This is a genomic window from Streptomyces sp. NBC_00690, from assembly GCF_036226685.1.
Lineage (GTDB): Bacteria > Actinomycetota > Actinomycetes > Streptomycetales > Streptomycetaceae > Streptomyces.
Genome location: NZ_CP109009.1, coordinates 2,871,949 through 2,895,353, shown reverse-complemented (window position 1 = coordinate 2,895,353; position 23,405 = coordinate 2,871,949). Strand labels below are relative to the sequence as shown.

Annotated in this window: 16 protein-coding genes and 3 tRNA genes; 9 read left to right on the top strand and 10 right to left on the bottom strand. The window is 69.1% G+C overall.

The features are described from left to right. The first annotated feature begins 98 nt into the window (after window positions 1-98). The 4 genes from OID54_RS12825 to OID54_RS12810 all read left to right on the top strand — a co-directional run bounded on the left by OID54_RS12825 (window position 99) and on the right by OID54_RS12810 (window position 6,815). On the top strand, window positions 99-1,577 hold the full coding sequence (locus OID54_RS12825; protein ID WP_329018471.1) for a deoxyguanosinetriphosphate triphosphohydrolase: 1,479 nt from the start codon (window positions 99-101) through the stop codon (window positions 1,575-1,577). 186 nt (window positions 1,578-1,763) lie between these two features. Next, window positions 1,764-3,026: an NAD(P)/FAD-dependent oxidoreductase gene (locus tag OID54_RS12820; protein ID WP_329018468.1), complete on the top strand. Its 1,263-nt coding sequence runs from the start codon at window positions 1,764-1,766 to the stop codon at window positions 3,024-3,026. A 189-nt stretch (window positions 3,027-3,215) separates the two neighbouring features. Further along, window positions 3,216-5,117 (top strand): DNA primase, encoded by a 1,902-nt coding sequence (gene dnaG / locus OID54_RS12815; protein WP_329018466.1) that lies wholly within the window; start codon window positions 3,216-3,218, stop codon window positions 5,115-5,117. Between the two features lie 258 nt (window positions 5,118-5,375). Beyond that, window positions 5,376-6,815, top strand: a complete 1,440-nt coding sequence (locus OID54_RS12810; RefSeq protein WP_329018463.1) for an RNA polymerase sigma factor — start codon at window positions 5,376-5,378, stop codon at window positions 6,813-6,815. A gap of 66 nt (window positions 6,816-6,881) precedes the next feature. On the opposite strand, the gene OID54_RS12805 is transcribed toward OID54_RS12810, so the two are convergent. From OID54_RS12805 to OID54_RS12790, 4 genes are all read right to left on the bottom strand, one after another. Then, window positions 6,882-8,810 (bottom strand): ABC transporter ATP-binding protein, encoded by a 1,929-nt coding sequence (locus OID54_RS12805; RefSeq protein ID WP_329027460.1) that lies wholly within the window; start codon window positions 8,808-8,810, stop codon window positions 6,882-6,884. 47 nt (window positions 8,811-8,857) lie between these two features. Next, the gene (locus tag OID54_RS12800) at window positions 8,858-10,591 is read right to left on the bottom strand and encodes an ABC transporter ATP-binding protein (protein ID WP_329018460.1); all 1,734 of its coding nucleotides are present in this window, start codon (window positions 10,589-10,591) and stop codon (window positions 8,858-8,860) included. 577 nt (window positions 10,592-11,168) lie between these two features. Then, on the bottom strand, window positions 11,169-12,617 hold the full coding sequence (locus OID54_RS12795) for an FGGY family carbohydrate kinase (protein WP_329018457.1): 1,449 nt from the start codon (window positions 12,615-12,617) through the stop codon (window positions 11,169-11,171). 35 nt (window positions 12,618-12,652) lie between these two features. After that, on the bottom strand, window positions 12,653-12,952 hold the full coding sequence (locus OID54_RS12790; protein ID WP_329018455.1) for a YtxH domain-containing protein: 300 nt from the start codon (window positions 12,950-12,952) through the stop codon (window positions 12,653-12,655). 181 nt (window positions 12,953-13,133) lie between these two features. On the opposite strand from OID54_RS12790, the gene OID54_RS12785 reads away from it, so the two are divergent. The 4 genes from OID54_RS12785 (at window position 13,134) to OID54_RS12770 (ending at window position 14,561) form a co-directional block, all read left to right on the top strand. Further along, window positions 13,134-13,206: transfer RNA gene (locus tag OID54_RS12785), tRNA-Asn, on the top strand. A 5-nt stretch (window positions 13,207-13,211) separates the two neighbouring features. After that, window positions 13,212-13,284 (top strand) — tRNA-Asn (locus OID54_RS12780). Between the two features lie 202 nt (window positions 13,285-13,486). After that, a tRNA-Ile gene (locus OID54_RS12775) sits at window positions 13,487-13,560 on the top strand. A 335-nt stretch (window positions 13,561-13,895) separates the two neighbouring features. Beyond that, entirely contained in the window at window positions 13,896-14,561 is a 666-nt protein-coding gene (locus OID54_RS12770) for a poly-gamma-glutamate hydrolase family protein (protein WP_329018452.1), read from the top strand. 233 nt (window positions 14,562-14,794) lie between these two features. Here OID54_RS12770 and OID54_RS12765 read toward each other — a convergent pair whose 3' ends face one another. Continuing rightward, entirely contained in the window at window positions 14,795-15,316 is a 522-nt protein-coding gene (locus OID54_RS12765; protein WP_329018449.1) for a hypothetical protein, read from the bottom strand. 407 nt (window positions 15,317-15,723) lie between these two features. On the opposite strand from OID54_RS12765, the gene OID54_RS12760 reads away from it, so the two are divergent. Beyond that, entirely contained in the window at window positions 15,724-16,638 is a 915-nt protein-coding gene (locus OID54_RS12760) for a peptidoglycan-binding protein (RefSeq protein ID WP_329018446.1), read from the top strand. A 184-nt stretch (window positions 16,639-16,822) separates the two neighbouring features. Here OID54_RS12760 and OID54_RS12755 read toward each other — a convergent pair whose 3' ends face one another. The 5 genes from OID54_RS12755 to fdxA all read right to left on the bottom strand — a co-directional run bounded on the left by OID54_RS12755 (window position 16,823) and on the right by fdxA (window position 23,390). Beyond that, on the bottom strand, window positions 16,823-17,515 hold the full coding sequence (locus OID54_RS12755) for an RraA family protein (protein WP_329018443.1): 693 nt from the start codon (window positions 17,513-17,515) through the stop codon (window positions 16,823-16,825). Then, the gene (locus tag OID54_RS12750; RefSeq protein ID WP_329018440.1) at window positions 17,512-19,044 is read right to left on the bottom strand and encodes a class I adenylate-forming enzyme family protein; all 1,533 of its coding nucleotides are present in this window, start codon (window positions 19,042-19,044) and stop codon (window positions 17,512-17,514) included. The genes OID54_RS12755 and OID54_RS12750 overlap by 4 nt, the downstream gene beginning before the upstream one ends. Before the next feature lie 203 nt (window positions 19,045-19,247). Beyond that, a complete protein-coding gene (locus tag OID54_RS12745) occupies window positions 19,248-20,837 on the bottom strand; it encodes a hydantoinase B/oxoprolinase family protein (protein ID WP_329018437.1) in 1,590 nt (529 codons plus the stop codon). Further along, window positions 20,834-22,942, bottom strand: coding sequence for a hydantoinase/oxoprolinase family protein (locus OID54_RS12740; protein ID WP_329018434.1), 2,109 nt, complete (start codon window positions 22,940-22,942; stop codon window positions 20,834-20,836). The genes OID54_RS12745 and OID54_RS12740 overlap by 4 nt, the downstream gene beginning before the upstream one ends. A 133-nt stretch (window positions 22,943-23,075) precedes the next feature. Continuing rightward, window positions 23,076-23,390, bottom strand: coding sequence for a ferredoxin (gene fdxA, locus OID54_RS12735; protein WP_329018431.1), 315 nt, complete (start codon window positions 23,388-23,390; stop codon window positions 23,076-23,078). Window positions 23,391-23,405 lie beyond the last annotated feature (15 nt).

The following is a 23,405-nucleotide window of genomic DNA, read 5'->3' as shown; positions in this document are numbered from 1 at the left end:
GCTCTCCAGCCCCTTTGCCGGGCACGTCCGACCGTGCGGGCCATTTCTCCGCACCTCCGCCGTCCCCACCTGCCCTCGACTCCGGTTACCTTCGGTGCATGGCAGGCACCACCAGCACCACCCCATCCGGGCCCGGCACTCCGGGCCCCTCCAGCGACGCCACACCGAGGGACACCGGCAGCGGTCGGCACAGCAACCCCAATAGCGCTGCAAGCCCCGGCAACACGGGCAACACCGGCAACACCGGGAATACCGAGAACACTGGGAACCCCGGGAACACCGACAACACCGCCAGCTTCCCCGGCTCCCCCGACTACAACGAAGCCGCCACCGCACGCTGGGCCCCGGAGCCGGACAAACGCCCGGGCCGCACGGCGTTCCAACGGGACCGGGCGCGCGTACTGCACTCCTCCGCACTGCGCCGGCTGGCCGGAAAGACCCAGGTCGTCACTCCGGGCACCCGCAACCAAGCCTGGGACGCCAGCCCGCGCACCCGGCTCACCCACTCACTGGAGTGCGCACAGGTCGGCCGCGAGCTCGGTGCCGCCCTCGGCTGCGACCCCGACCTGGTGGAGGCCGCCTGTCTCGCGCACGACATGGGCCACCCGCCCTTCGGACACAACGGAGAGGCCGCACTCAACGACTTCGCCAAGGAGTACGGCGGCTTCGAGGGCAATGCCCAGTCCCTGCGCCTCCTCACCCGCATCGAACCCAAGAGGTTCGTGCACGACGACGATGGCGACCTGGTCAGCGTGGGCCTCAACCTCACCCGGGCCACGCTCGACGCCGCCACCAAGTACCCGTGGCCCCGCGGTGGCCACCCCACCAACCCGGACTCGGTGAAGTTCGGCGTGTACGAGGACGACGTGCCCGTCTTCGCCTGGATCCGCGAGGGCGCACCCGAGCACCGCATCTGCTTCGAGGCCCAGGTCATGGACTGGTCCGACGACGTCGCCTACTCCGTCCACGACATCGAGGACGGACTGCACGCCGGTCACATCGACCCCAATCTGCTGCTCGCCGAGCCCGAGCGCGCCGAGCTGTGGCGAATCGCGATCGGCCGCTACGTCCCCGCCGACACTGAGCCCCAGGAGCTGTCCGACGCCCTGGACCGGCTGATCGGCCAGGAGTGGTGGCCGCACCACTACGATGGCTCGGCCGTCGCGCAGGCCCGTCTCAAGGACGCCACCAGCCAGCTCATCGGCCGGTTCTGCCTCGCGGCCGAGGGCGCCACCCGGCAGGCGTACGGCACGGGCAGACTCACCCGATATGCGGCGGAACTCGTTGTTCCGCGAGAGGCGCGGATGGAGTGCGCGGTACTGAAGGCCGTGGCCGACTGCTATGTGATGCAGCGCGCCGAACAGGAGGCACTCCGAGCGGACCAGCGCATCGTGCTCGCCGAGCTCGCGGAGGCTCTCACCGCCCGGGCGCCCGACACCCTCGACCCCCAGTTCCGCGCGCTCTTCCACGCGGCGAAGGACGACCGGGCGCGCGGTCGGGTGATTGTGGATCAGCTGGCATCGCTCACGGACGCCTCAGCCCGCACCCTGCACGCCCAGCTCACGGCCCGGCGCTGAGCCCGACGAAGGCCGGTCCGAAGACGACCGCGCAGGACACGCCAGGACCACTCCCTCTTCCGCCAAACCGGTCCGTGCGGGACGCTCCCTAGGGCTGCGCAGCACAAGAGCACTGCGTCGACCCGTCGAATCGTCCTGCACCAGACGCAGCACCGAAGCAGCACAGGCGCACACAGGAGGCATCAAGTGGTCGACGGACATCGCACATTCGTCATCATCGGCGGCGGGCTCGCCGGGGCCAAGGCCGCTGAGACGCTCCGTGCCGAGGGGTTCACCGGACGAGTGATCCTCATCGGCGACGAGAACGACCATCCCTATGAGCGCCCACCACTCTCCAAGGGCTACCTCACCGGGAAGGAGAAGCGCGACAGCGTCTTCGTCCACGAACCGGCCTGGTACGCCGCGGCGGACGTCGAACTGCACCTCGGCCAGACCGTCGTCTCCATCGACCGCACCGACAAGGCGGTCCACCTCGGGGAAGGCACGGTCCTCCACTACGACAAACTGCTGCTCGCCACCGGTGCCGAACCGCGCCGCCTCGACGTTCCGGGCACCGAGCTCGCCGGTGTGCACCATCTGCGCCGGCTCGCCCACGCCGACCGGCTCAGCCGGGTCCTCGGCTCCCTCGGCCGGGACAACGGCACCCTGGTGATCGCCGGCGCCGGTTGGATCGGCCTTGAGGTCGCGGCAGCCGCCCGCGGATACGGTGCCGAGGTCACCATCATCGAACCGGAAGCCACCCCGCTCCACCAGGTCATCGGCCCCGAACTCGGCCAGGTCTTCGCCGAACTGCATCGCGACCACGGCGTCCGTTTCCACTTCGGGGCCAAGGTCACCGAGATCACCGGCCAGGACGGTGCAGTCCTCGCGGTCCGCACCGACGACGGCGAGGAGCACCCGGCCCACGACGTACTCGCGGCCATCGGCGCCGCTCCCCGGACCGCGCTCGCCGAAGCGGCCGGCCTCGACCTCGCCGACCGGGCGCACGGTGGCGGGATCGCCGTCGACGCGGCCCTGCGCACGTCCGACCCCGATGTCTACGCAGCCGGTGATGTCGCCTCCTCCCTCCACCCCCTCCTCGGCACCCGGCTGCGCGTGGAGCACTGGGCGAACGCCCTCAACGGCGGCCCGGCCGCGGCGCGCTCCATGCTCGGCCTGGACGTCAGCTACGACCGCGTCCCCTACTTCTTCTCCGACCAGTACGACCTGGGGTTGGAGTACTCGGGGTGGGCGCCGGCCGGCTCCTACGACCAGGTCGTCCTGCGGGGTGACGTCGGCAAGCGCGAGTTCATCGCCTTCTGGCTCAAGGACGGACGGGTCCTCGCGGGGATGAACGTCAATGTGTGGGATGTCACTGCCCCGATCCAGGACCTGATCCGATCGGGCGCGCGGGTCGGCTCCGACGCCTTGGGCGACCCCTCCGTACCGCTGGCGTCCCTCGTTCCGTGACCGCTGATCCCGGTGGCTCCTGACCGCCGTGCCGAGCATTCGACGGGATCGGGACCGACCGGGCGCCGCCGCCGTGCGCGGCGGGGCCGCCCCCTCGACGGGACTCCGGACCCCCGAGGGGGGGCCTGCCGCGCCGGCAGTTGTCCACAGCCAGCGTTAGGTGTCGGCGCGCGGCCGTAGAATTCACGCGTGGCAGGCAGGATCAACGATGACGACGTCAAGGCGGTTCGGGACGCGGTCCCGATCGACGCCGTCGTTTCCGACTACCTCCAGCTGCGCGGCGCGGGCGGCGGAAACCTCAAGGGCCTCTGCCCCTTCCACGATGAATCGACGCCATCCTTCCAGGTCAGCCCCAGCAAGGGCCTCTTCCACTGCTTCGGCTGCCAGGAAGGCGGGGACACGATCGCCTTCGTGATGAAGATCGATCACCTCACCTTCTCCGAGACCGTCGAGCGGTTGGCCGCCACCGCCGGAATCACCCTTCGCTACGAGGAGGGCGGGTACAACCCCAGCCATCAGCGGGGCGAGCGGATCCGTCTGGTCGAGGCGCACAAGGTCGCCGCCCAGTTCTACATCGACCAGTTGGAGACCAGCCCGGAGGCTGAGACCGGCCGTGCCTTCCTCGCCGACCGTGGCTTCGACCAGGGCGCAGCCCAGCACTTCAGCGTCGGATACAGCCCCCAGGGTTGGGACCACCTCACCCGCTTCCTGCGGGGCAAGGGCTTCAGCGACAAGGAACTGCTCCTGTCCGGGCTCACCCAGGAGGGTCGACGGGGCCCGATCGACCGCTTCCGGGGCCGGTTGATGTGGCCGATTCGCGATATCTCCGGCGATGTCGTCGGATTCGGAGCCCGCAAGCTGTACGAGAGCGACAACGGCCCCAAGTACCTCAACACCCCCGAGACGGGCATCTACAAGAAGTCGCAGGTGCTGTACGGCATCGACCTGGCCAAGAAGGAGATCGCCAAGTCCCGGACGGCCGTGGTCGTCGAGGGGTACACGGACGTCATGGCCTGCCACCTCGCCGGCATCACCACCGCCATCGCCACCTGTGGCACGGCCTTCGGCGGCGACCACATCAAGATCCTCCGCCGGTTGTTGATGGACAACGCCACCGCCGAGGTGATCTTCACCTTCGACGGGGACGCCGCGGGTCAGAAGGCCGCGCTGCGCGCCTTCGAAGACGACCAGAAGTTCGCCGCCGAGACGTCCATCGCGATCACCCCGGGCGGCATGGACCCCTGTGAGCTGAGACTCGCCGAGGGAGACCACGCGGTCCAGAAGCTGGTCGAGACCCGCACCCCCCTCTTCGAGTTCGCGATCCGGCAGATCGTGCTGCGCCACAACCTGGAGACACCCGCCGGCCGGGCCGCCGCGCTGGACGAGGCCGCCCCCATCGTCGCCGGCATCAAGAACGGTGCGATCCAGCACGAGTCCGCCGTGCAACTGGCCGGCATCGTCGGCATCCTCGACACCCAGTTCGTGGTGAAGCGGGTCGGCCAGCTCGCCCGCTGGGCGCGTGATCGCGGCGGAAAGGGACCTGCACCCTCGCGCACCGGCGGACGGCGCGAGCAGATCCAGGCCCCCGCCGTGGCTTCCGGGCCCGCCCTCAACCTGCGCAGCCCCGCCCACCGCACCGAGCGCGAGCTGCTGAAACTCGCACTCCAGAACCCCGATCTGGTGTCACCGGCCTTCGACGCCTACGGAGTGGACGAGTTCACCGCTCCGCCCTATGCGGCGGTGCGCCAGACCATCGCCGAAGCCGGTGGTGCCGAGCAGGGCCTGATGGACGCATCGGGCTATCTCGCCCGGGTCCGGGAGACCGCGGCGGACGACACGGTTCGTGCGCTGGTGACCGAGTTGGCGGTCGAAGCCATCCACGCCAGAACCGTGGACGAGACGTATGCCGGCATGCAGTTGGTGCAGGTCCGGCTTCGAGCGGTCGATCGGCGCATCGCCGAGGTGCAGGGCACCCTGACCCGCCTCGGCAGCCATGCGGACCCCGAGCACCTCACCGCCGTACAGAATGAACTGTGGGTGCTCCAGCAGTACGGGCAGTCCCTGCGCAACCACGGGGCCGCTGCCCTCTAGTCGTGTCCGAGGCTTCCGGGCGCGTCGGACCGAGCAGGAACCAGAAGAAGGCCCCCGGCGAAGGCTCCGGCGTTCCGTCGGTGTCCCGCCCTGGGCATCCCCATGATCCTCCCGGCTCCCTTGTCGCAACACCGTTCACTTGGGGCACCTCCCACCTGCCGTGATGCCGTTTCGGTAACCGGACGGTGACGCACGGGACCCAGAAAGTCGACGCACGCCCCTCGTGGTGACTGTGTGTCGTACGCCACACTGGGGGCGGTGCCTGAGTCTTCGGAGCGCGGCCGACCCATCGATCGTGGGTCACGAAACACCGCGAATCCGCTCATCGTGTACGGGACGGATAGTGGCCCGGCTGCTTCCGTCCCCCTGCCGCACGCCCTTGACCCGGCAGCGATCACCCTGGAGGTCGCCCCCGTGCAGACCCAGACCCTCTCCGAGAGCCTGCCCGAACCACTGACCGGTTCCTCTCCACCTCCGACGGCCGAACTCCTGCCGGAGGCGGAGCCCCTCCCCGAGGTCCCCCCTCAGGGCCCGGCCGCACACCATCCCGAGACGGTGCCCGAAGCGCACCGGGACGCGGCTCCGGACGCACCATCCGACCGCGCGGCCATCGCAGCCATCGCCGGAGCAGCCCTCGCCGATGTCGACGCGCCGTCCACCGACGCCGCTGCACCAACGGCCTCCAACGCCGCGAGCACACGATCGGCAGTCGACTTCGACCCGATCGATGAACAGGCCGATGAGCGATCCGAGCGCACCCCCACCCCCCGCGCCGACAAGAGCGGCCCCTCCTCCGACCTCTTCCGTCAGTACCTGCGGGAGATCGGCAGGATCCCCCTGCTCAGCGCGGCTGAAGAAGTGGAGTTGGCACGCCGGGTCGAGGCTGGCCTCTTCGCGGAAGAGAAGCTCGGCAGCACCCCGGACATCAACAACTCCCAACTCGCCGTCGACCTCGATCGACTCGTGGTGATGGGCCGCATGGCCAAACGCCGGCTGATCGAGGCGAACCTCAGGCTCGTGGTCTCCGTCGCCAAACGCTACGTCGGCCGTGGACTGACCATGCTGGACCTCGTCCAGGAGGGAAACCTCGGTCTGATCCGGGCCGTCGAGAAGTTCGACTACGCCCGTGGCTACAAGTTCTCCACCTATGCCACCTGGTGGATCCGCCAGGCCATGTCCCGCGCACTCGCCGACCAGGCGCGCACCATCCGCGTCCCCGTCCATGTCGTCGAACTGATCAACCGCGTCGTCCGTGTGCAGCGCAGGATGCTCCAGGAGCGCGGCTATGAACCCACCCCGGTCGAGGTGGCGGGTCAACTGGACCTCGCGCCGGAGCGGGTCAGCGAAGTCCTGCGGCTGGCGCAGGAGCCGGTCTCCCTCCATGCGCCCGTCGGCGAGGAGGACGATGTGGCGCTCGGCGACCTCATCGAGGACGGAGACGCAGCCTCCCCCGTCGAGTCCGCCGCCTTCCTCCTGCTGCGCGAACACCTGGAAGCGGTCCTCTCCACCCTCGGGGAGCGGGAGCGCAAGGTGGTCCAGTTGCGGTACGGCCTGATGGACGGCCGGCCGCGGACGCTCGAAGAGATCGGCCGCATCTTCGGGGTGACGCGCGAGCGCATCCGTCAGATCGAATCCAAGACCCTCAACAAGCTCCGCGACCACGCCTTCGCCGACCAACTCCGCGGCTATCTGGACTGATCCGCCACACCCGCCCAGTCCGCCACACCCGCCCAGTCTGGCGCGCGAACCTCGGTACCAGGACGCTCAGTCCACCTCCGCGACCGCCTCCGCGAACTGCGCCGAGTACAACCGTGCGTACGCACCACCCGCCGCGAGGAGTTCGTCGTGGGTGCCCTGCTCGACGATCGCGCCGTTCTCCATCACCAGGATCACATCGGCGTCCCGGATGGTGGAGAGCCGGTGCGCGATGACGAAGCTGGTGCGACCGTGCGCCAGTCGGGCCATCGCCTTCTGGATCAGAACCTCGGTCCGGGTGTCCACCGAACTCGTCGCCTCGTCCAACACCAGGATGACCGGATCGGAGAGGAAGGCCCGGGCGATGGTGATCAACTGCTTCTCGCCCGCGCTGACCCCCGCCCCGTCGGCTCCGTCGTCCGAGAGGACCGTGTCGTAGCCGTCCGGCAACGTACGGATGAAACGGTCGGCGTGCGCGGCGCGGGCCGCGGCTTCGATCTCCTCGCGCGTCACATCGCGGGAGGACCCGTAGGCGATGTTGTCCGCGATCGTGCCGCCGAACAGCCAGGTGTCCTGGAGGACCATGCCGATCACCGACCGCAGGTCCTGGCGGGAAATCTTTGCCACGTCGATCCCGTCCAGACTGATCCGGCCGCCGGTGACCTCGTAGAACCGCATCAGCAGATTGACCAGCGTGGTCTTGCCGGCACCGGTCGGACCGACGATCGCGACGGTCTGTCCCGGCTCGACGCTCAGTGAGAGGTCCTCGATCAGCGGCTTCTGCGGCTCGTACCGGAAGGAGACGTTCTCCAATGAGACCTGTCCCGCCGGACGGGTCAACTGCTCCACCGACGGGCCGTCCGGCTCCTGTTCCTGGGCGTCGAGCAGCTCGAACACCCGCTCGGCCGAGGCGACTCCGGACTGCACCAGGTTCGCCATCGACGCGACCTGGGTCAGCGGCATCGAGAACTGCCGCGAGTACTGGATGAACGCCTGAACATCGCCGATCGACAGCGCCCCGGAGGCCACCCGCAGCCCGCCGACCACGGCCACCAGCACATAGTTGAGGTTGGAGATGAAGAACATCAGCGGCTGCATGATGCCGCTGTTGAACTGCGCCTTGAAGCCGGCTTCGTACAGTGCCTCGTTCTGTTCGGCGAAGTCCTTGGCCGACTCGTCCTGCCGTCCGAAGACCTTCACCAGCGCATGACCGGTGTACATCTCCTCGACATGGGCGTTGAGCTGCCCGGTCGACTTCCACTGCTCGACGAAGTGCGGCTGGGAGCGTTTGCCCACCTTGGTCGCCACGAAGATCGACAGCGGCACCGTCACCAGCGCCACCAGCGCCAGCAGGGGCGAGACCCACAACATCATCGCCAGGACGCCCACGATCGACAGCAGCGAGTTGATCAGCTGCCCCATCGTCTGCTGGAGGGTCTGCGAGATGTTGTCGATGTCGTTCGTGACCCGGCTGAGGACCTCGCCGCGCTTGGCACGGTCGAAGTAGGACAGTGGCAGCCGCTCCAGCTTGGCCTGGACGTCCGCACGCATCCGGTACACGGTCCGGTTGATCACCCGGATCGACAGCCGGGAGGAGACCAGGGCGAGCAGCCCCGAGATCAGGAAGAGCCCCAACGCCACCAGGAGCACCTGGCCGACCGCGGTGAAGTCGATGCCCTGCCCGGGAGTGAACCCCACCGTGGAGAGCATGTCCGCGAGCCCGTGCTCACCCTTGGCCCGCAGTGCCGCGATGGCCTGTTCCTTGGTGCCGCCCCCCTCCATGTCCCGGCCCACGACACCGGCGAAGACCAGGTCGGTCGCCCGCCCCAGCACCAGCGGTCCCACCACGGAGAACGCCACGCTCAGCACGCCCGCCGTCAGCATCGCCCACAGCAGCGCTCGGTCCGGCGCCAACTGCTTCAGCAGCCGTTTGCTCGATCCCTTGAAGTCCATCGAGCGTTCCCCGCCGGCCATCATCCGCCCGGCCGGACCGCCCATCGGCGCCCCACCGGGACGCAGCCGCTCGCCTCGTCCGCTTTCCCCGCTCATGCGGCCTCAGCCTCCGTCAGCTGCGAGAGGACGATCTCCCGGTAGGTCTCGTTGCCCGCCATCAGCTCCCGATGGGTGCCGGTACCCACGACCCGACCCTCGTCGAGGACGACGATCCGGTCCGCGTCGCGGATGGTGGACACGCGCTGGGCGACGATCACCACGGTCGCCCCCGCCGTCTCGTTCGTCAGTGCGGCCCGCAGTGCGGCGTCCGTGGCGTAGTCGAGTGCGGAGAAGGAGTCGTCGAAGAGATAGATCTCCGGTTGCTGAACCACGGTCCTCGCGATGGCGAGCCGTTGCCGCTGACCACCGGAGACATTCGTGCCGCCCTGCGCGATCGGCGCGTCGAGCCCGTCTTCCAGTTCCCGTACGAAGTCGGCTGCCTGCGCCACCTCCAGGGCCCGCCACAACTCTTCGTCGAGGGCATCGGGGCGGCCGTAGCGCAGATTGCTGGCGATCGTTCCGGAGAAGAGGTACGGCTTCTGCGGGACGAGACCCACGGTCTGTGCCATCAGCGTCGGATCGATCTCACGCACATTGACGCCGTTGACCAGCACTTCACCGCCCGTGGCGTCGAACAGCCGGGGCACCAGCCCCAGGAGGGTCGACTTTCCGCTGCCGGTCGAACCGATGATCGCGGTCGTCTCGCCCGGATTGGCCACCAGCACCACCTCGCGGAGCACCGGCTCCTCCGCACCTGGGTAGCGGAACTCCACGTCCCGGATCTCCAGATGCCCGTGCCGAGGCAGTTCCATCACGGGATTCACCGGTGGCACCACACTGGAGTCAGTGCCCAACAGTTCCTCGATCCGCTCGGCGCACACCTCGGCCCGCGGCACCATCATGAACATGAAGGTGGCCATCATGACGGCGATCACGATCTGCATCAGATAGGCGAGGAACGCGGTCAGCGCACCGATCTGTATGGCCCCGCTGTCCACCCGGTGCGCGCCGAACCAGACGACGGCGACCGAGGACACATTGACGACCGTGAGCACGATCGGGAACATCAGCGCCATCAGCCGCCCGGTCGACAGGGAAACCCCGGTCAGCTCGGCGTTGGCCTCGCGGAACCGTTCCCGCTCGTAGGCATCGCGCACGAAGGCACGGATGACCCGGTTGCCGGTGATCTGCTCCCGCAGGACCCGGTTCACCGTGTCCAGCCGATCCTGCATGGTCCGAAACAGCGGGCGCATCCGCACGATGAGCACGGTCACCGAGATGCCGAGGACCGGTACGACGGCCAGGAGCACCGCCGAAAGCGTCACGTCCTGGCCCAGCGCCATGATGATGCCGCCGATGCACATGATCGGAGCGGTCACCATCATCGTGAACGCCATCAGCACCAGCATCTGCACCTGCTGGACGTCGTTCGTGGTGCGCGTGATCAGCGACGGGGCGCCGAAGTGGCCGACCTCACGGGCGGAGAAGCTCTGCACCCGGTCGAAGACGGCGGCGCGGACATCGCGACCCAGCGCGGCGGACGTTCGCGCACTGAAGTAGACGGCGCCCATGTTGCACAGGACCTGGATCACGCTGATCGCGAGCATCAGCACGCCGAGCCGGAGGATGTAGCCGGTGTCCCCCTTGACCACGCCGTTGTCGATGATGGCGGCGTTCAGGGTGGGCAGATAGAGGGTGGCACTGGTCTGGAGCAGTTGGAGCAGCACCAGCAGGGCGATCGGTTTTTTGTACGGACGCAAGTGCTTCCGTAGCAGTCGTATCAGCACGCGCGGTCTCTCGGGCTCGGCAGCGTCGGCACAGGGGTGCGACGTCTTTTCGGGGGGTGGTGAATTCCATCTTCCGTCACACGGCTGTCGAACCCGGGGTGATTTCTTCAAGCCCGGGTCAAGAGATACCCACGTGGGCGGTCACAGCGGGACGGGACCAACCGGCGCCCGGTCGGATTCGGTGGGTACGGCGCTCGGTCGGCACGGGCGCAGGGGGCGCGTAGGAGGGGTGGGTTGCCGGCCATGCACAGCACATCGAAGGGCCACGAAGTCGATCAGCCCGTCGCGCCCCTGACAGCCCGGACCGTGACCATCCAGACTTCAACGGTACGAGTACGCAACCGTCCACGACCCCCGACGGGCCAAGAGCGCGAACGCTCAAGGCCGCCGTTGCCTCAGGCTGTGCCCCTGCATTCATGCCGCGGAGTGAACGGCCGATCCACCATCCGGCCCTCGTGCATCCGCCCATCGGGGATGGGTGCACCAGCCGATGGGCGGTGCGGCACAGCGACCTCACCGACCTCAGCAAGGGGACCGCCCTCCCGGCATCAGCTTGCTGAACCGGGGAGCAATCCGCTCAGCCGGTGGGAGCGGAGAACGCGCCCGGATGCAATTGGTCCCGCGTGGCGCCGTACTGCTGGCGCACCGCCTGTCCGACGGCGAGCTCATCGCCGGGATCGAGCAACTGCACCACCGCGTCCTGCCACACCGGCGGCGCCGCCGGTGACAGCGTGCCCTGCGACACCCCGAGGGCCCATGCCGCCTGGCGGGCCGCGCCGAGCGCCGCGTAGTCCGCGGGCTGGGGAACGACCACCTGCGCCCCGAAGATCGCGGGAGCCGCCGACTGTACGGCGGCCAGCCCGGCGCTCGCGCCCAGCAGGAACACCCGGCGCACCTCCACACCACGCCCGCGCAGCACGTCGAGCGCGTCGGCCAGTGAACAGAGCATGCCCTCGAAGGCCGCCCGGGCCAGATGCTCGGGCTTCATGGATTCGCGGCGCAGACCACTGAGCGTGCCCGCGGTGTGCGGCAGCCGAGGTGTCCTCTCGCCCTCCAGGTACGGGAGCAGGACGAGACCGCAGGAGCCGGGGGTGGACTTCATCGCCAGGTCGGACAGGGCGTCGAGATCATCGAGACCCAGCATCTCGGCGGTGCCCCGCAGCGCCCGCACGGCATTGTTGGTGTGCACCACCGGCAGATGCATTCCAGTGGCGTCCGCGTAGGAGGTGATCATTCCGGTGGGGTCGGCGAGCGCCTCGTGGTGGACGGCCATCACCGAACCGGAGGCCCCCAGCGAGACCACCACGTCCCCCACGGCGACGCCGAGGCCGAAGGCGGCGGCCATGGTCTCGCCGGTTCCCGCGGAGATCAACAGACCCTCGGGGGTGGTACCGGCGGAGTCGGCGGGACCGAGCACCTCGGGCAGCGCACAGTGGTGTCCGAGCGCCAGTTCCACCAGGTCCGGGCGGTAGGCGCCGGAGCCCGCGGACCAGTACCCGGTGCCCGAGGCGCTGCCCCGGTCGGTGGTCCGCCGTGCGGGGCGGCCCAACAGCTGCCACACCAGCCAGTCATGCGGCTGGAGCACGCTCGCCACCCGCCGCGCGGCCTCGGGCTCCGCACGGGCGAGCCAGCGCAGCTTCGCCACGGGATGGCTCGCCTGCGGTACGGAACCGACGGCCTCGGCCCATGCCTGTCGTCCGCCCAGCGCGTCGATGAGATCGGCCGCGGAGACCTGCGCCCGCTTGTCGTTGCCCAGCAGGGCAGGACGTACGAGGTTGCCCTGATGATCAAGCGGTACGAGGCCGTGCTGCTGGGCGGAGACCCCGATGGCCTGCACCCCTTCGAGCAACCCGCCGCCCGCCGCCTCGCCGAGCGAGAGCAGCCAGGACTGCGGATCTATCTCCGTGGCCTTCGGATCGACCGGATGCGGGGCATAGCCCTGCCGCAACACGGCACCCGTATCCGTGTCACAGACGACGATCTGTGTGAGCGCAGACGAACTGTCCAAGCCGGCGACTATCCCCATGGGGGAGATTCTGCCCCACCGGCCGGCCGGCGTGGTCAGGTGTTGCTGGTTCCCCAGTCGTCCTCACCGCTCCCGCCGCGTTCCCGCAGGGACCGGACCCGCTCGGCGACCGACTCGGGCAGCCGGTCTCCGACCTTCTCGCTGACGGCGTGGAACGCCTTGCCCGCTGCCTGACGCCCGTTTTGCGCGGCTGACTCGGCGGCGTTTCGAACGGCAGGGTTCTGTGAGAACTCCCGCACGCTCTTGCGCAACTGCTCGTAGCGCTCGCGGCCGGCCCGCGTGCCGATCACATAGCCGACGGCGAGCCCGACGACGAACGTGAGCTTGTACCGCATGGGCTGCCACCCTTTCCTCTGCTTACGTTGGGTGCTTGCCCGTCTACCCGGTCCGGCCCGTGATCACCCTGGGCCATACCGATTGGCGGAGCACCCCCCTGCTTGCGCTAATGTATGTGTCGCAGCGAGCACACGCCCTCCGGGACGCCCCGGCCAGGTACGTTCGGTGCAGATGCAGCAATCCCCTGTAGCTCAATTGGCAGAGCAGCCGGCTGTTAACCGGCAGGTTACTGGTTCGAGTCCAGTCGGGGGAGCGCGATCCCCTGTAGCTCAATTGGCAGAGCATTCGGCTGTTAACCGGAGGGTTGCTGGTTCGAGTCCAGCCGGGGGAGCAAGAGAGCGAATCGGGGCCCTGAGGGGTCCTTTTTCGTGTGCGTTTCCTGCGTCTTTTTTACGTTCTGGGCGGCAAGTGGAACCGCGCGGAGGGCAGCGGTGTCTCCATGGTCGAGCGATGCCGACCATCCGAGGCAGGAGATCGTATGAGCGGCTATGCTGCGGCAGACGGCGCGCACATTTGTGCGCGACGCGCCGTTAGGGGCGGTAGCTCAGCCGGTTAGAGCAGCGGACTCATAATCCGTCGGCCGTGGGTTCGAGTCCCACCCGCCCCACCGTAAGCCGTAGGTGGAGAATCGTTCTCGCCTGCGGCTTTGGTGTTTGGCCGGGTGCTCGCCCGATCCAGCCGTGTCGCTGGACACTGCCGGCGAGACTGGTAGACGATCATGAATGGGGCCGGCCCCGACTTCTCCGTGGTGTGGTGCTCCGGGCGCGGTGGGACGTTCGCGTACCCGGGCAGGAGCGGCCTACTTCAGGTGCCGAGGGCGCGCGTTGGTGCCGGTTCGGTCGCTGTCAGGGTTCCGGTGGATCAGGGTCAGTCCCCCGAATCAGACAGAACAGATGGACCAGACAGGCCAGACACAGCCAGCAGGAGGGGAGGGGCGGACGGATGCCCGATCGGTACTCCTCGTACGCCGCGCTGGCCGCGGCGCGGGTCGAGGGCGTCGACTACTCCCGGACGGCCGTTTTCCCGCTCGGTGCCACCTGGGCGAGCATTGCGATCCACGGCGGCAGTATCGAAGCGGGCTCCGGCGAGGTGGCGCGGGACGTTGCGGGCGCCGGACTGCGCTTCTACGAGTTCGCGGGGCTCCTGGACTCGGGCAATCGCGAACTGCACCTCACCAGCTCCCGGTTCGACGAGCCCATGGCCCTCGACGTCGTGGGCGGGGCCACGGGAACGCTGTCCTTCCATGGGTACACCGGTACTGCTGGTGTGGCGGAGACCGCGATCGGCGGCCTCGACCGTGCCACGGTCGAGCAGGTGGCGACAGCCCTGCGGCGGGCCGGGTTCCATGTGGTCGACGCACTCGGCAGGATCGCGGGCGGTCACCCGGCCAATGTCTGCAATCGGAACTCCCGTTCGGCCGGGGTGCAGTTGGAGATGTCCCGGGCGCTGCGCGCCGGTTTCTTCCCCCGCGGTGATCTGTCGCAGCGGATGAGGGACTCCGGCCGCCGCACGGACTCGTTCTGGGCCTATGTCACGGCCGTGCGGTCCGTCGTGGCGGATTGCGGGGCCCTCCTTCCGCGCTCATCAGTCCACTCGTCCCGCTGGTAGGAGCGCCGTCGGGCGGTTCTGACGGTGTCGTGGTGCCGGCCGCCGTGGACGGAATTCCTTTCGGGTGCATTGGAACGATGTAGCTGGAGTGCACACATGAGATGGATCTCTGATCCGCCGCCCAGGAGCGGTCTCTTTTTGAGCTAGCGGGATTCTTCGGCCGGGGCGGGAGGCGGGCGTCCGTATTTCGGTGCTGGGGACAAGGCATGGTCCTCCATTCGTATCGAATGGAGTTACCCCGCATGCGTGGGCGGGTGGGGGCGCGCGATGCCCAGGGGTGTCGGCTCGGTGGATTCGCCACTTCCTCTCATCGGTGACGCACCGGATATCCGACACTCCAGCACCGAATCCGCGGGCACTTCGCCGAATCCGTACATGGCCAGGGAGACCTTCAGACCGGGCGAGATGGGTTCGGACTGGGCCAGGGAGACGGTTTGGCGCTCCCCTGACCCGTCGAGGAAGTCGACGCCCACGCTGAACCTCCTCACCAGGTCTGTCGGGTTTCTCACTTCGACCTCGGCCACCGGGCGGCCTGTGGCTTCGTCCCGGGTGCAATCGATGAGGAGCGCGACCTCCTCGGTCACCTTCGTCTCCCGCTCCTCCGCCCGATCCGATGCCCCCGCGAGGAAGACGATGGCGCCGGCGGCTGCCAGTGCCAGTACGACCACCGCCACCGATGACACCCCTCTCTTGGGGGCCGACGGCCCGTACGAGGGGACCTGCTGTGGGGATCGCGGTGGGTAGTGGTGCGACACGGTGAGTCCTCGGTGGTGTGTCGGCCCGGTGAGGACCGTGGGTGCTGGGTGCTGGGTGCTGGGTGCTGGGACTGGGTGCTGGGACTGGGCTGGGGTTGCGGTCGGGGCCGGTGCGCAGGCGGAATGGGCGCGACCGCGGGCGGGTGACCAGGCGGGCAGTGTTGCGGCACGGAGCCGTACGCCTCGATCACGGCCAGTCCTGCCCTGATGCCTGGAGCAGGGTTGAGCACCGCAGATAGATTGGCTTAAAGAGTGCTTATCACATAAAGAGTCGCTGATAAGTGCCAGTTGAGGAGCTTGTGATGCTGTGACGAACCAGTTGGGGTCTCCCAGTATTGGCGGGATCAATTCGGTGGAAGGATCCCCGAAGCCGGCTTCATGATCCGTCTGCACAAAGGAGGCCGCTGATGGCCCAACCCATGTCCGCCGCTGCGTTCTTGCAAGCGCTGCGCGATGAAGGGCTGAAGGTCGTTCAGGTGGGCGACTGGCGAACCCACAACCGGAACGCGAAGGGGCCGTGGGGTCCGGTGCATGGGGTGATGATTCATCACACCGTCACCAAGGGCACCGCCAACTCCGTTGCCCTGTGCCGGGATGGGCACAGCACCCTGCCCGGCCCGCTGTGTCACGGGGTCATCGACAAGGAGGGTGTGGTGCACCTGGTCGGCTACGGCCGCACCAACCACGCCGGTCTCGGGGATGACGAGGTACTGCGCGCGGTCATCGCGGAGAAGCCGTTGCCCGCCGACAACGAGGCGACCACGGACGGCAATCGACATTTCTACGGCTTCGAGTGCATCAACCTCGGCGATGGCAAAGACCCCTGGACCGCAGCGCAATTGGAAGCGATAGAGCAGGCGTCCGCCGCGATCTGTCGGGTGCACGGCTGGTCGGCGCGATCGGTGATCGGGCATCTGGAGTGGCAGCCGGGGAAGATCGACCCCCGTGGCTTCACCATGGCCTCGATGCGCCAGCGCGTCGAAGCGCGGCTCAAGGTGGGCAAGCCGTCCGTGCCGCCCAAGAAGCCGCCCGTCACCAAGCCACCGGTGAAGAAGCCCCCGGTCAAGCCCGTCTACGAGCCGTTCCCCGGCTCCGCCTGGTTCGTCATGGGCCGTAAGTCCCCGATCGTCGCCGCCATGCGCAGACGGCTGATCGCGGTCGGCTGCAACCGCTACCAGTCATCGACCAACCCCGATGTGCTCGGCTCGGGCGACAAGGCGTCGTACGAGGCATGGCAGCGCAAGTGCGGCTATACCGGGGACGCGGCCAAGTGGCCGCCCGGCAAGACCACCTGGGACCTGCTCAAGGTTCCGAACAGCTGACCTGGGACGGTTGATTCGAGAGGTGTGCCACTCGTTGCGCCATGGCCCGCGCTGTGGTCTTCGTCGGTGCGACGAGTGGTGCGCCGCTCATGGGTGGTCCGGTCGGAGGGCTCGGTGGGGCCCGCAGTGGCCGGACGGTTCTGGGGATGCGGGATTCTCGTACCGCCACCCCCCGGTGCGAACCTCACACCCCCCGGCCGCGCAGGCGCGTCACCACCTGGGCCTTCGGGGCGTAGGCCCGCGGGAGGATGAGGCCGGAGGCCAGGGCCTCCAATACGCGTTCTTCTGCCTGGTGGTAGTCGGCCGCGTCCGCGAGGAGGCTTGATGCGGAGGTCGTGGGCAAGGCGATGACCCCGCCGTCGTCCAGGAGGACCGGGTCTCCGTCCGACACCGTCACCCCGCCGATCTCCACTGCGCCGCCGACCTCGGCCACATGGACCCCGCTGCCGGGGCCGGCCGTCGCCTCGGCCGTTGCCCAGATGCGCAGGGCCAGCCGTTCCAGCGCCGATACGTCCCGCACGTTTCCTTCCACGAGTGCGCCGACCGCGCCCCGGGCGAGGGCTGCCGTCGTCAGGATCTCGCCCCACACCGCCCCTGGCGCACAGTCGGCGCCCGCGATCACCAGTACCCGCCCCGCCAGATTCTCGCCGAGCACCGCCCGGAGCGGGCCGAGCCCGTGGCTGCCCGGGCCGGGCGCCATTCGGACCGTGCGCGCGGCTCCCAGCACCGCCGTGCCCGGACCCCGTTGAAAGGGGCGCAGCGCGGGCGTCAACCAGCCTTCTCGGCCGTGGAGTTGCAGTACGTCGGCGAGGGCCGCTGTGGCCGGCAGCCGTTCCGGTACGGGGAAGGAGAAGAGCTGGGTGGGTGAGGTGGTCATGTCGCACTCCGCTCGGAGAGTTTGAACTTGCGGATCTTTCCGACCGATGTGCGCGGCAGTTCGGCGACCTGCTCGAAGCGGACGGGCCGTTTGGACTTCGCCAGCCGGGCCGTGCACCACGCCGGGAGGTCGTCCAGGGCCTCGGGTGCACTTCCTGGCGCGCGGACGACATAGGCGACGGGCACCTCGTCGCGTACCGGATCGGCCTCGCCGACCACGGCCGCCTCCAGCACCGCCGGGTGCTCCGCGATCACCGATTCGATCTCGACGAGCGAGACGTTCTCGCCGGCGACCTTGAGGACGTCGCCGCGTCGGCCGGCGAAGAAGAACCTGCCCTGTTCGTCGACGGTGGCCCGGTCCCCGGTGGCGAACCAGCCGTCGGCGAAGGGGTAGGAGGCCGCGGTTGCGTGGGGCGCGTCGAGGTAGCCGGCGAAGAGGCTGCTGCCCGGCCGGCCGCCGACGAAGACTTCACCCTCCTCGCCCGGTGCGAGCGCGGCCCCCGTCTTCGGGTCGCGGACCTGTACGCGGCAGCCGAGCGTCACCAGTCCCATCGATGCGGGTTCCGGTGCGACGGCCCGGTTGGTGAGCACCGCGGGCACGGTCTCCGTCATGCCGTAGAGCTGCCGGGGGCGGCAGCCGATCAGCTCGGCGAAGCGCTCGTACTGCTCGTCGGTGATGTTCTGGGCGTACCAGCAGTGGACGATTCGCAGCCCTGGGACCGGGGTTGCGCCGCGGGCCAGCACCATGCGGATCGGGGCGGCGAACAGGCTCAGATGGGTCACCCGGTGGCGGGCGGCCTGGTTGAGGAGTCGGCTCGCGGAGAAGGCGGGCATCAGGACGACGCTCGCGCCCGCGCTGATGGCGGGGGCGAAGGAGTAGTACTGGGCGTTGGCGTGGAAGAGGGGGAGGACCACGAACTGTCGGTCCGTGGACCGCAGGGCTGCGGCTGCCGCCATCACATCGCCCGCGAAGGCGTAGTTGGCCTGGGTGATCATCACGCACTTGGGCTCGGCGGTGGTGCCGGAGGTGAACATCAATCCGGCGAGGTCCGCGGGTTCAGCGTCCACGGTGGTCACCGAGGTAGCGCCGCACAGGCTCGTCAGTGCGCTGGCGGTGAGTTCCACCTCCACCGCTTCGGTGCCGGTCTGCGCGGCTGCGGCGTGGTACTCGACCGCTTGGCCGGGACCGTGGAAGCCGAGGACGGCATGGGTGCGGCGCAGCTGGGCGGCGAACTCCTGGGCGCGGGCGGAGGGATCCGAGCAGACCATCGCCGCGCCCAGTCGTGCGAGTGCCAACCAGAGGGCGACGTACGCGGGGCAGTTGGGCAGGGCGATCCCCACCCGCGTGCCGCGAGTCACCCCGCGTTCGCGCAGACCGCCCGCGACCCGGCCGACCAGTGCGTCGAAGGCGCGGTAGGTCCAGGTGGTCACCTCGCCGTCCGGTGCCTCCCAGATGAGGAACGGCCGCTCGGGCACGGCGGCGACGGTGTCGGCCCACCGGGCCGCGAAGGTGGGCGGGGAATTCACCATGTCCTGCCTCCGGTGATGAGGTGGTGGGGTGGCGAGATGCGGTACGGCTGTACGGAGGGGCTGTTCGAGCAGCCCCGGGGCCTTCGGCGGACGGGAACGAGGTACCGGAAGGAGACTTGGGGGTCCGGGTGGGAGGACCGTCGAGCAGCGGTCCTCCCACCCGGACGGGTTCGGCTCGGTCGGGGACGACCTGCCGTGGCCGATCAGACCGGGACCGACTCGGCCTCCGCTGCGACCGGCTCGCCGTAGCCACCGCCGCCCGGCAGTTCCAGCCGTACGATGTCGCCCGGCTGGAGCGTGATGCGGGCCTGGGTGCGGACCGGCTCGCCGTTCACCAGGAAGCGGCCGGTCGCGCCCGCGCCACCGCCGAAGACGCCCAGCGGACCGCGGGCGAGTCGGCTGGTCACCGCGTTCAGCACCCACGGCGACGGGGAGTCGACCGTGAACTCGATGGTCTGGCCCATCCCGCCCACCTGTGCACCCTTGCCACCGGAGCCCCGGCGCAACTCCTTGCGCAGGAAGCGGATGGGCGCGGACGCCTCCACGACCTCCAGCGGTACGGCCGACACACCCGTGGGGTACGAGGTGGTGGACAGACCGGGCTTGGTCGCCCGGGCGCCGACTCCGCCCGCGTAGGTGAACATGGCCGTGATGAACGGCTTGCCCTCCGCGTCGTGCCCGCTGACCTGCATCGTCCACACGGCCGCCGAACCCTCTGCCATCACGGCATCCGGCAGCGCCTGCGACATCGCCTGGAGCAGTGGCATCGGCAGGAACATGCCCACCACGTGCCGTGCGGTGCACGGTGACGGTGCCACCGCGTTGACGATGCTGCCCTCCGGCGCCTCCACCAGGATCGGCCCCAGCGAGCCGGCGTTGTTGGGGACCTCCGGGTTGAGGAGGCTGCGCAGGGTGAACGTCGTGTACGCGTGGGTGTAGTTCTTCACCACGTTGATGCCGAACGGGCTCGGGCCCGACGAGCCGGCGTAGTCGACGAGGATCTCGCCCTTCACGGAGTCGATGGTCACCGCCACATTGATGGTGATCTCCGAGCCGTCCGCCAGGTCCAGGATCGACGATGCGCGGTAGGTGCCACCGGGCAGCTCGCGGATCGCACGGCGAGTGGCGTCCTCCGAGCGGCGGATCACCTCGTCGGCGAGCTCCTCGATGTCGTCGAGGTCGTAGGAGTCGAGCAGGGACTGCAACCGTCCCGCGCCGACCTCGCCCGATGCCATCTGGGCGTGCAGGTCACCGGCCATGTGGGTGGGCTGGCGGACATTGGCGAGGATGAAGTCCCACACCGGCTCGTTGCGCCCGTTGGCCGTCGTCAGCTTGCTGATCGGAATCCACAGGCCCTCTTCGAACACATCGCGGGCACCCGCACCGATGCCGTAACCGCCGACGTCGGTGTGGTGGATCGTCGAGCCGAAGAACGCGATCACCCGGCCGCCGCGCCACACCGGCACCAGCACCGTGACGTCGAGCAGCTGCCCGGCCGTCTGGTACGGGTCGTTGGTGATCAGTACGTCACCGGGCTCCAGCGAGTCCACCGGGTGCCGGTCGAGGATGTTCTTGCAGGCGATGGCGAGCGAGTTGATGTGTCCCGGCGTACCGGTGACGGCCTGGGCGACCATGCGACCGCGCCGGTCGAACAGCGCGTTCGCGAGGTCGCCCGCCTCGCGCACGATGGGGCTGAAGGCGGACCGTTGGAGCGCCTTGGCCTGCTCGTTGACGGTGGCGATGAGCGAGCCCCACAGGACTTCCAGCTCGATCGCATCGAAGGTACGGGTCACTTGGAGTCCTCCTTGGCGGTGGCGGTGGCGGTGACTGCCGTGGCGACGATCGAACCGTCGGGTGCGACCTCGCAGCTCCAGCCGCCGGGGATGACCGAGGTGGTCTCCCGCTCCTCGACCAGGGCGGGACCGTCGAAGCGGTCACCGGCGCCGAGTTCGGCACGGCGGTAGACGGGCACGGACACGGCATCCTCACCGCGGCGGAAACGGGCGTCGCGGTGACGGTTCGGCACCGGGTTCCCGCTGCCGGCGGCGACCGCCGGCACCTCGAAGCCGGGTGCGTCGGACCAGGCGGCGACCCGCCAGGTCACGACCTCGACCCCGACATCGGGAATCCGCAGGCCGTAGATCTTCTCGTACTCGCTGTGGAACAGCTCCAGCGTCTCGTCCAGGGTCGCGGGCCAGGACGAGCCCTCGCCGACCCACAGGGTGATCTCATTGCCCTGGCCCTCGTACCGTGCGTCCAGGCCGTAGCGGTACTTGACGTCTTCCGCCGCGGCGCCGGCCGCCGCCAGGATGCGACGCCCTTCCTGGCGCATGTCCTCCAGCAGCAGATCACGATCGGCCGCGACCTGACCGTCCAGGGAACGCACCATGCTCCGGGCCAGGTCGATGCGGACCGGGCTGACCAGGGTGCCGAACGCGGAGAGCACGCTCGCGTTCACCGGGAAGATCACCCGGGGCGCCTCCAGGAGCGTCGCCACACCACAGGCGTGCACGGGGCCCGCGCCGCCGAACGCGATCAGCGCCACTCCGCGCAGGTCGATCCCGCGCTCCACGGCGTGCATCCGGGCGGACGCGGCCATGTTCTGGTTGATCACCTCGTAGACGCCGACCGCGGTGTCATCGCTGCTGGCGCCCAGCTTCTCGCCGAGCGGGGCGAATGCGCCGCGCGCCCGCTCCAGGTCGAGCGGCATCTCACCGCCGAGGAAGTACGCCGGGTCCAGCAGACCCATCACCAGGTCCGCGTCGGTGGTCGCCGGGATGGTGCCGCCGCGGGCGTAGCTGACCGGGCCGGGGTCGGCGCCCGCGGAGTCCGGGCCTGCCTTGAGCAGACCGAGGTCGTCGACCCGGGCGAGGCTGCCGCCGCCCGCACCGATCTCGACCAGGTCCACCGACGGGATCGAGCAGGGGTAGCCGGAGCCCTTCTTGAACCGGTAGACGCGGGCGACCTCGAACTCGTTGGTCAACTCGGGCTGGTAGTTCTCGATCAGACAGGACTTCGCGGTCGTGCCGCCCATGTCGAAGCAGAACAGCCGCTCCTCACCGAGCCGCTGTGCGTACCAGACACCGGCCAGCGCACCTGCCGCCGGACCGGACTCGACGAGCCGGATCGGCACCTTGCGGGCCTCGTCGGCAGAGACCACACCGCCGTTGGACAGCATCATCAGCACCGAGGCGCCGAAGCCGGTCGCGGTCAGCCACTCCTGGAGTTCCTGGAGGTAGGGGCCGATGACGGGCATGGTGGCCGCGTTGCAGACCGTGGTGATCATCCGCGGGTACTCACGGATCTGCGGGGTCACCTCGTGCGAGGCGCACACCGGGACGCCGAGCCGCTTGGCGAGGCCCTCGGTGACGAGCCGCTCGTTCTCCGCGTTGGCGTACGAGTTGAGGAGACAGACCGCGACCGCTTCCACGTCGTGCTGACGCAGTTCCTCGGCGAGCGCGTCCAGACCGGCCTCGGTGGGGCGGGTGCGGACCGAACCGTCCGCCGTGGTCCGCTCGTTGATCTCGAAGACCAGGTCGCGGGGGATCGGCGGGGCCGGAAACTCGATCTGGAGGTCGTACATGTCGTAGCGGTGCTCGCTGCGGATCTCCAGCGTGTCACCGAAGCCGTCGGTGGTGACCAGCGCCGCGCGCCCGGTCTTGCCCTCGATCAGGGCGTTGGTGATGAGAGTGGTGGCATGGACGATGGGGCGGATGATGTCACCGGGAGAGATCCCGGCCTTGTCCAGCGCGGAGAGCACACCGGTGCGTACGCCACCGAGGGGCGCGGACGGGGTGGTGAGCGTCTTCTCGACAACGACACGGCCGGTGTCTGCATCCAGCAGGACGACATCGGTGAAGGTGCCGCCGATGTCCACGGCAAGGCGCCAATCAGTCACGTCTGGCCTCTTCTCTGGTTGGGGTGATGACGGGTGTACGGGCGCCGATTGCGCGGTGCACGCTCTGATGTGCGGGGCTGGGCTGTGGGGCGGTGCGGTCAGGGGGACGAGGGCTCGGGTGGGCGGCCATGGCTCAGGCCGCTTCGGTGCGCGCCGGGAGCGCCGTCACGTCCGGGTGGTCGTCCACCGGCCCGGCCTCGGGTTCGTCCTCGCGGCCCGCGGTCACCGCGGTCGCCGCATCCAGGTGCCAGAGCCATTCGGTGGGCAGGCTGTCGGCGGGGTAGATGGCCTCCACCGGGCACACCGGCTCGCAGGCTCCGCAGTCGACGCACTCGTCCGGGTGGATGTAGAGCATCCGCTCGCCCTCGTAGATGCAGTCCACGGGGCATTCGGCGATACAGGTGCGGTCTTTGACGTCGACACAGTTCGTACCGATCACATAGGTCATGGGCACCTCCCGGGC

Bases quoted from the DNA above. Each gene is read 5' to 3' on its own strand.
- OID54_RS12825 (WP_329018471.1), top strand. From the start codon at position 99: ATGGCAGGCACCACCAGCACCACCCCATCCGGGCCCGGCACTCCGGGC.
- OID54_RS12805 (WP_329027460.1), bottom strand. From the start codon at position 8,810: ATGGGCGGTCCGGCCGGGCGGATGATGGCCGGCGGGGAACGCTCGATG.
- OID54_RS12795 (WP_329018457.1), bottom strand. From the start codon at position 12,617: ATGGGGATAGTCGCCGGCTTGGACAGTTCGTCTGCGCTCACACAGATC.
- OID54_RS12790 (WP_329018455.1), bottom strand. From the start codon at position 12,952: ATGCGGTACAAGCTCACGTTCGTCGTCGGGCTCGCCGTCGGCTATGTG.
- OID54_RS12770 (WP_329018452.1), top strand. From the start codon at position 13,896: ATGCCCGATCGGTACTCCTCGTACGCCGCGCTGGCCGCGGCGCGGGTC.
- OID54_RS12760 (WP_329018446.1), top strand. From the start codon at position 15,724: ATGGCCCAACCCATGTCCGCCGCTGCGTTCTTGCAAGCGCTGCGCGAT.
- OID54_RS12755 (WP_329018443.1), bottom strand. From the start codon at position 17,515: ATGACCACCTCACCCACCCAGCTCTTCTCCTTCCCCGTACCGGAACGG.
- OID54_RS12750 (WP_329018440.1), bottom strand. From the start codon at position 19,044: ATGGTGAATTCCCCGCCCACCTTCGCGGCCCGGTGGGCCGACACCGTC.
- fdxA (WP_329018431.1), bottom strand. From the start codon at position 23,390: ATGACCTATGTGATCGGTACGAACTGTGTCGACGTCAAAGACCGCACC.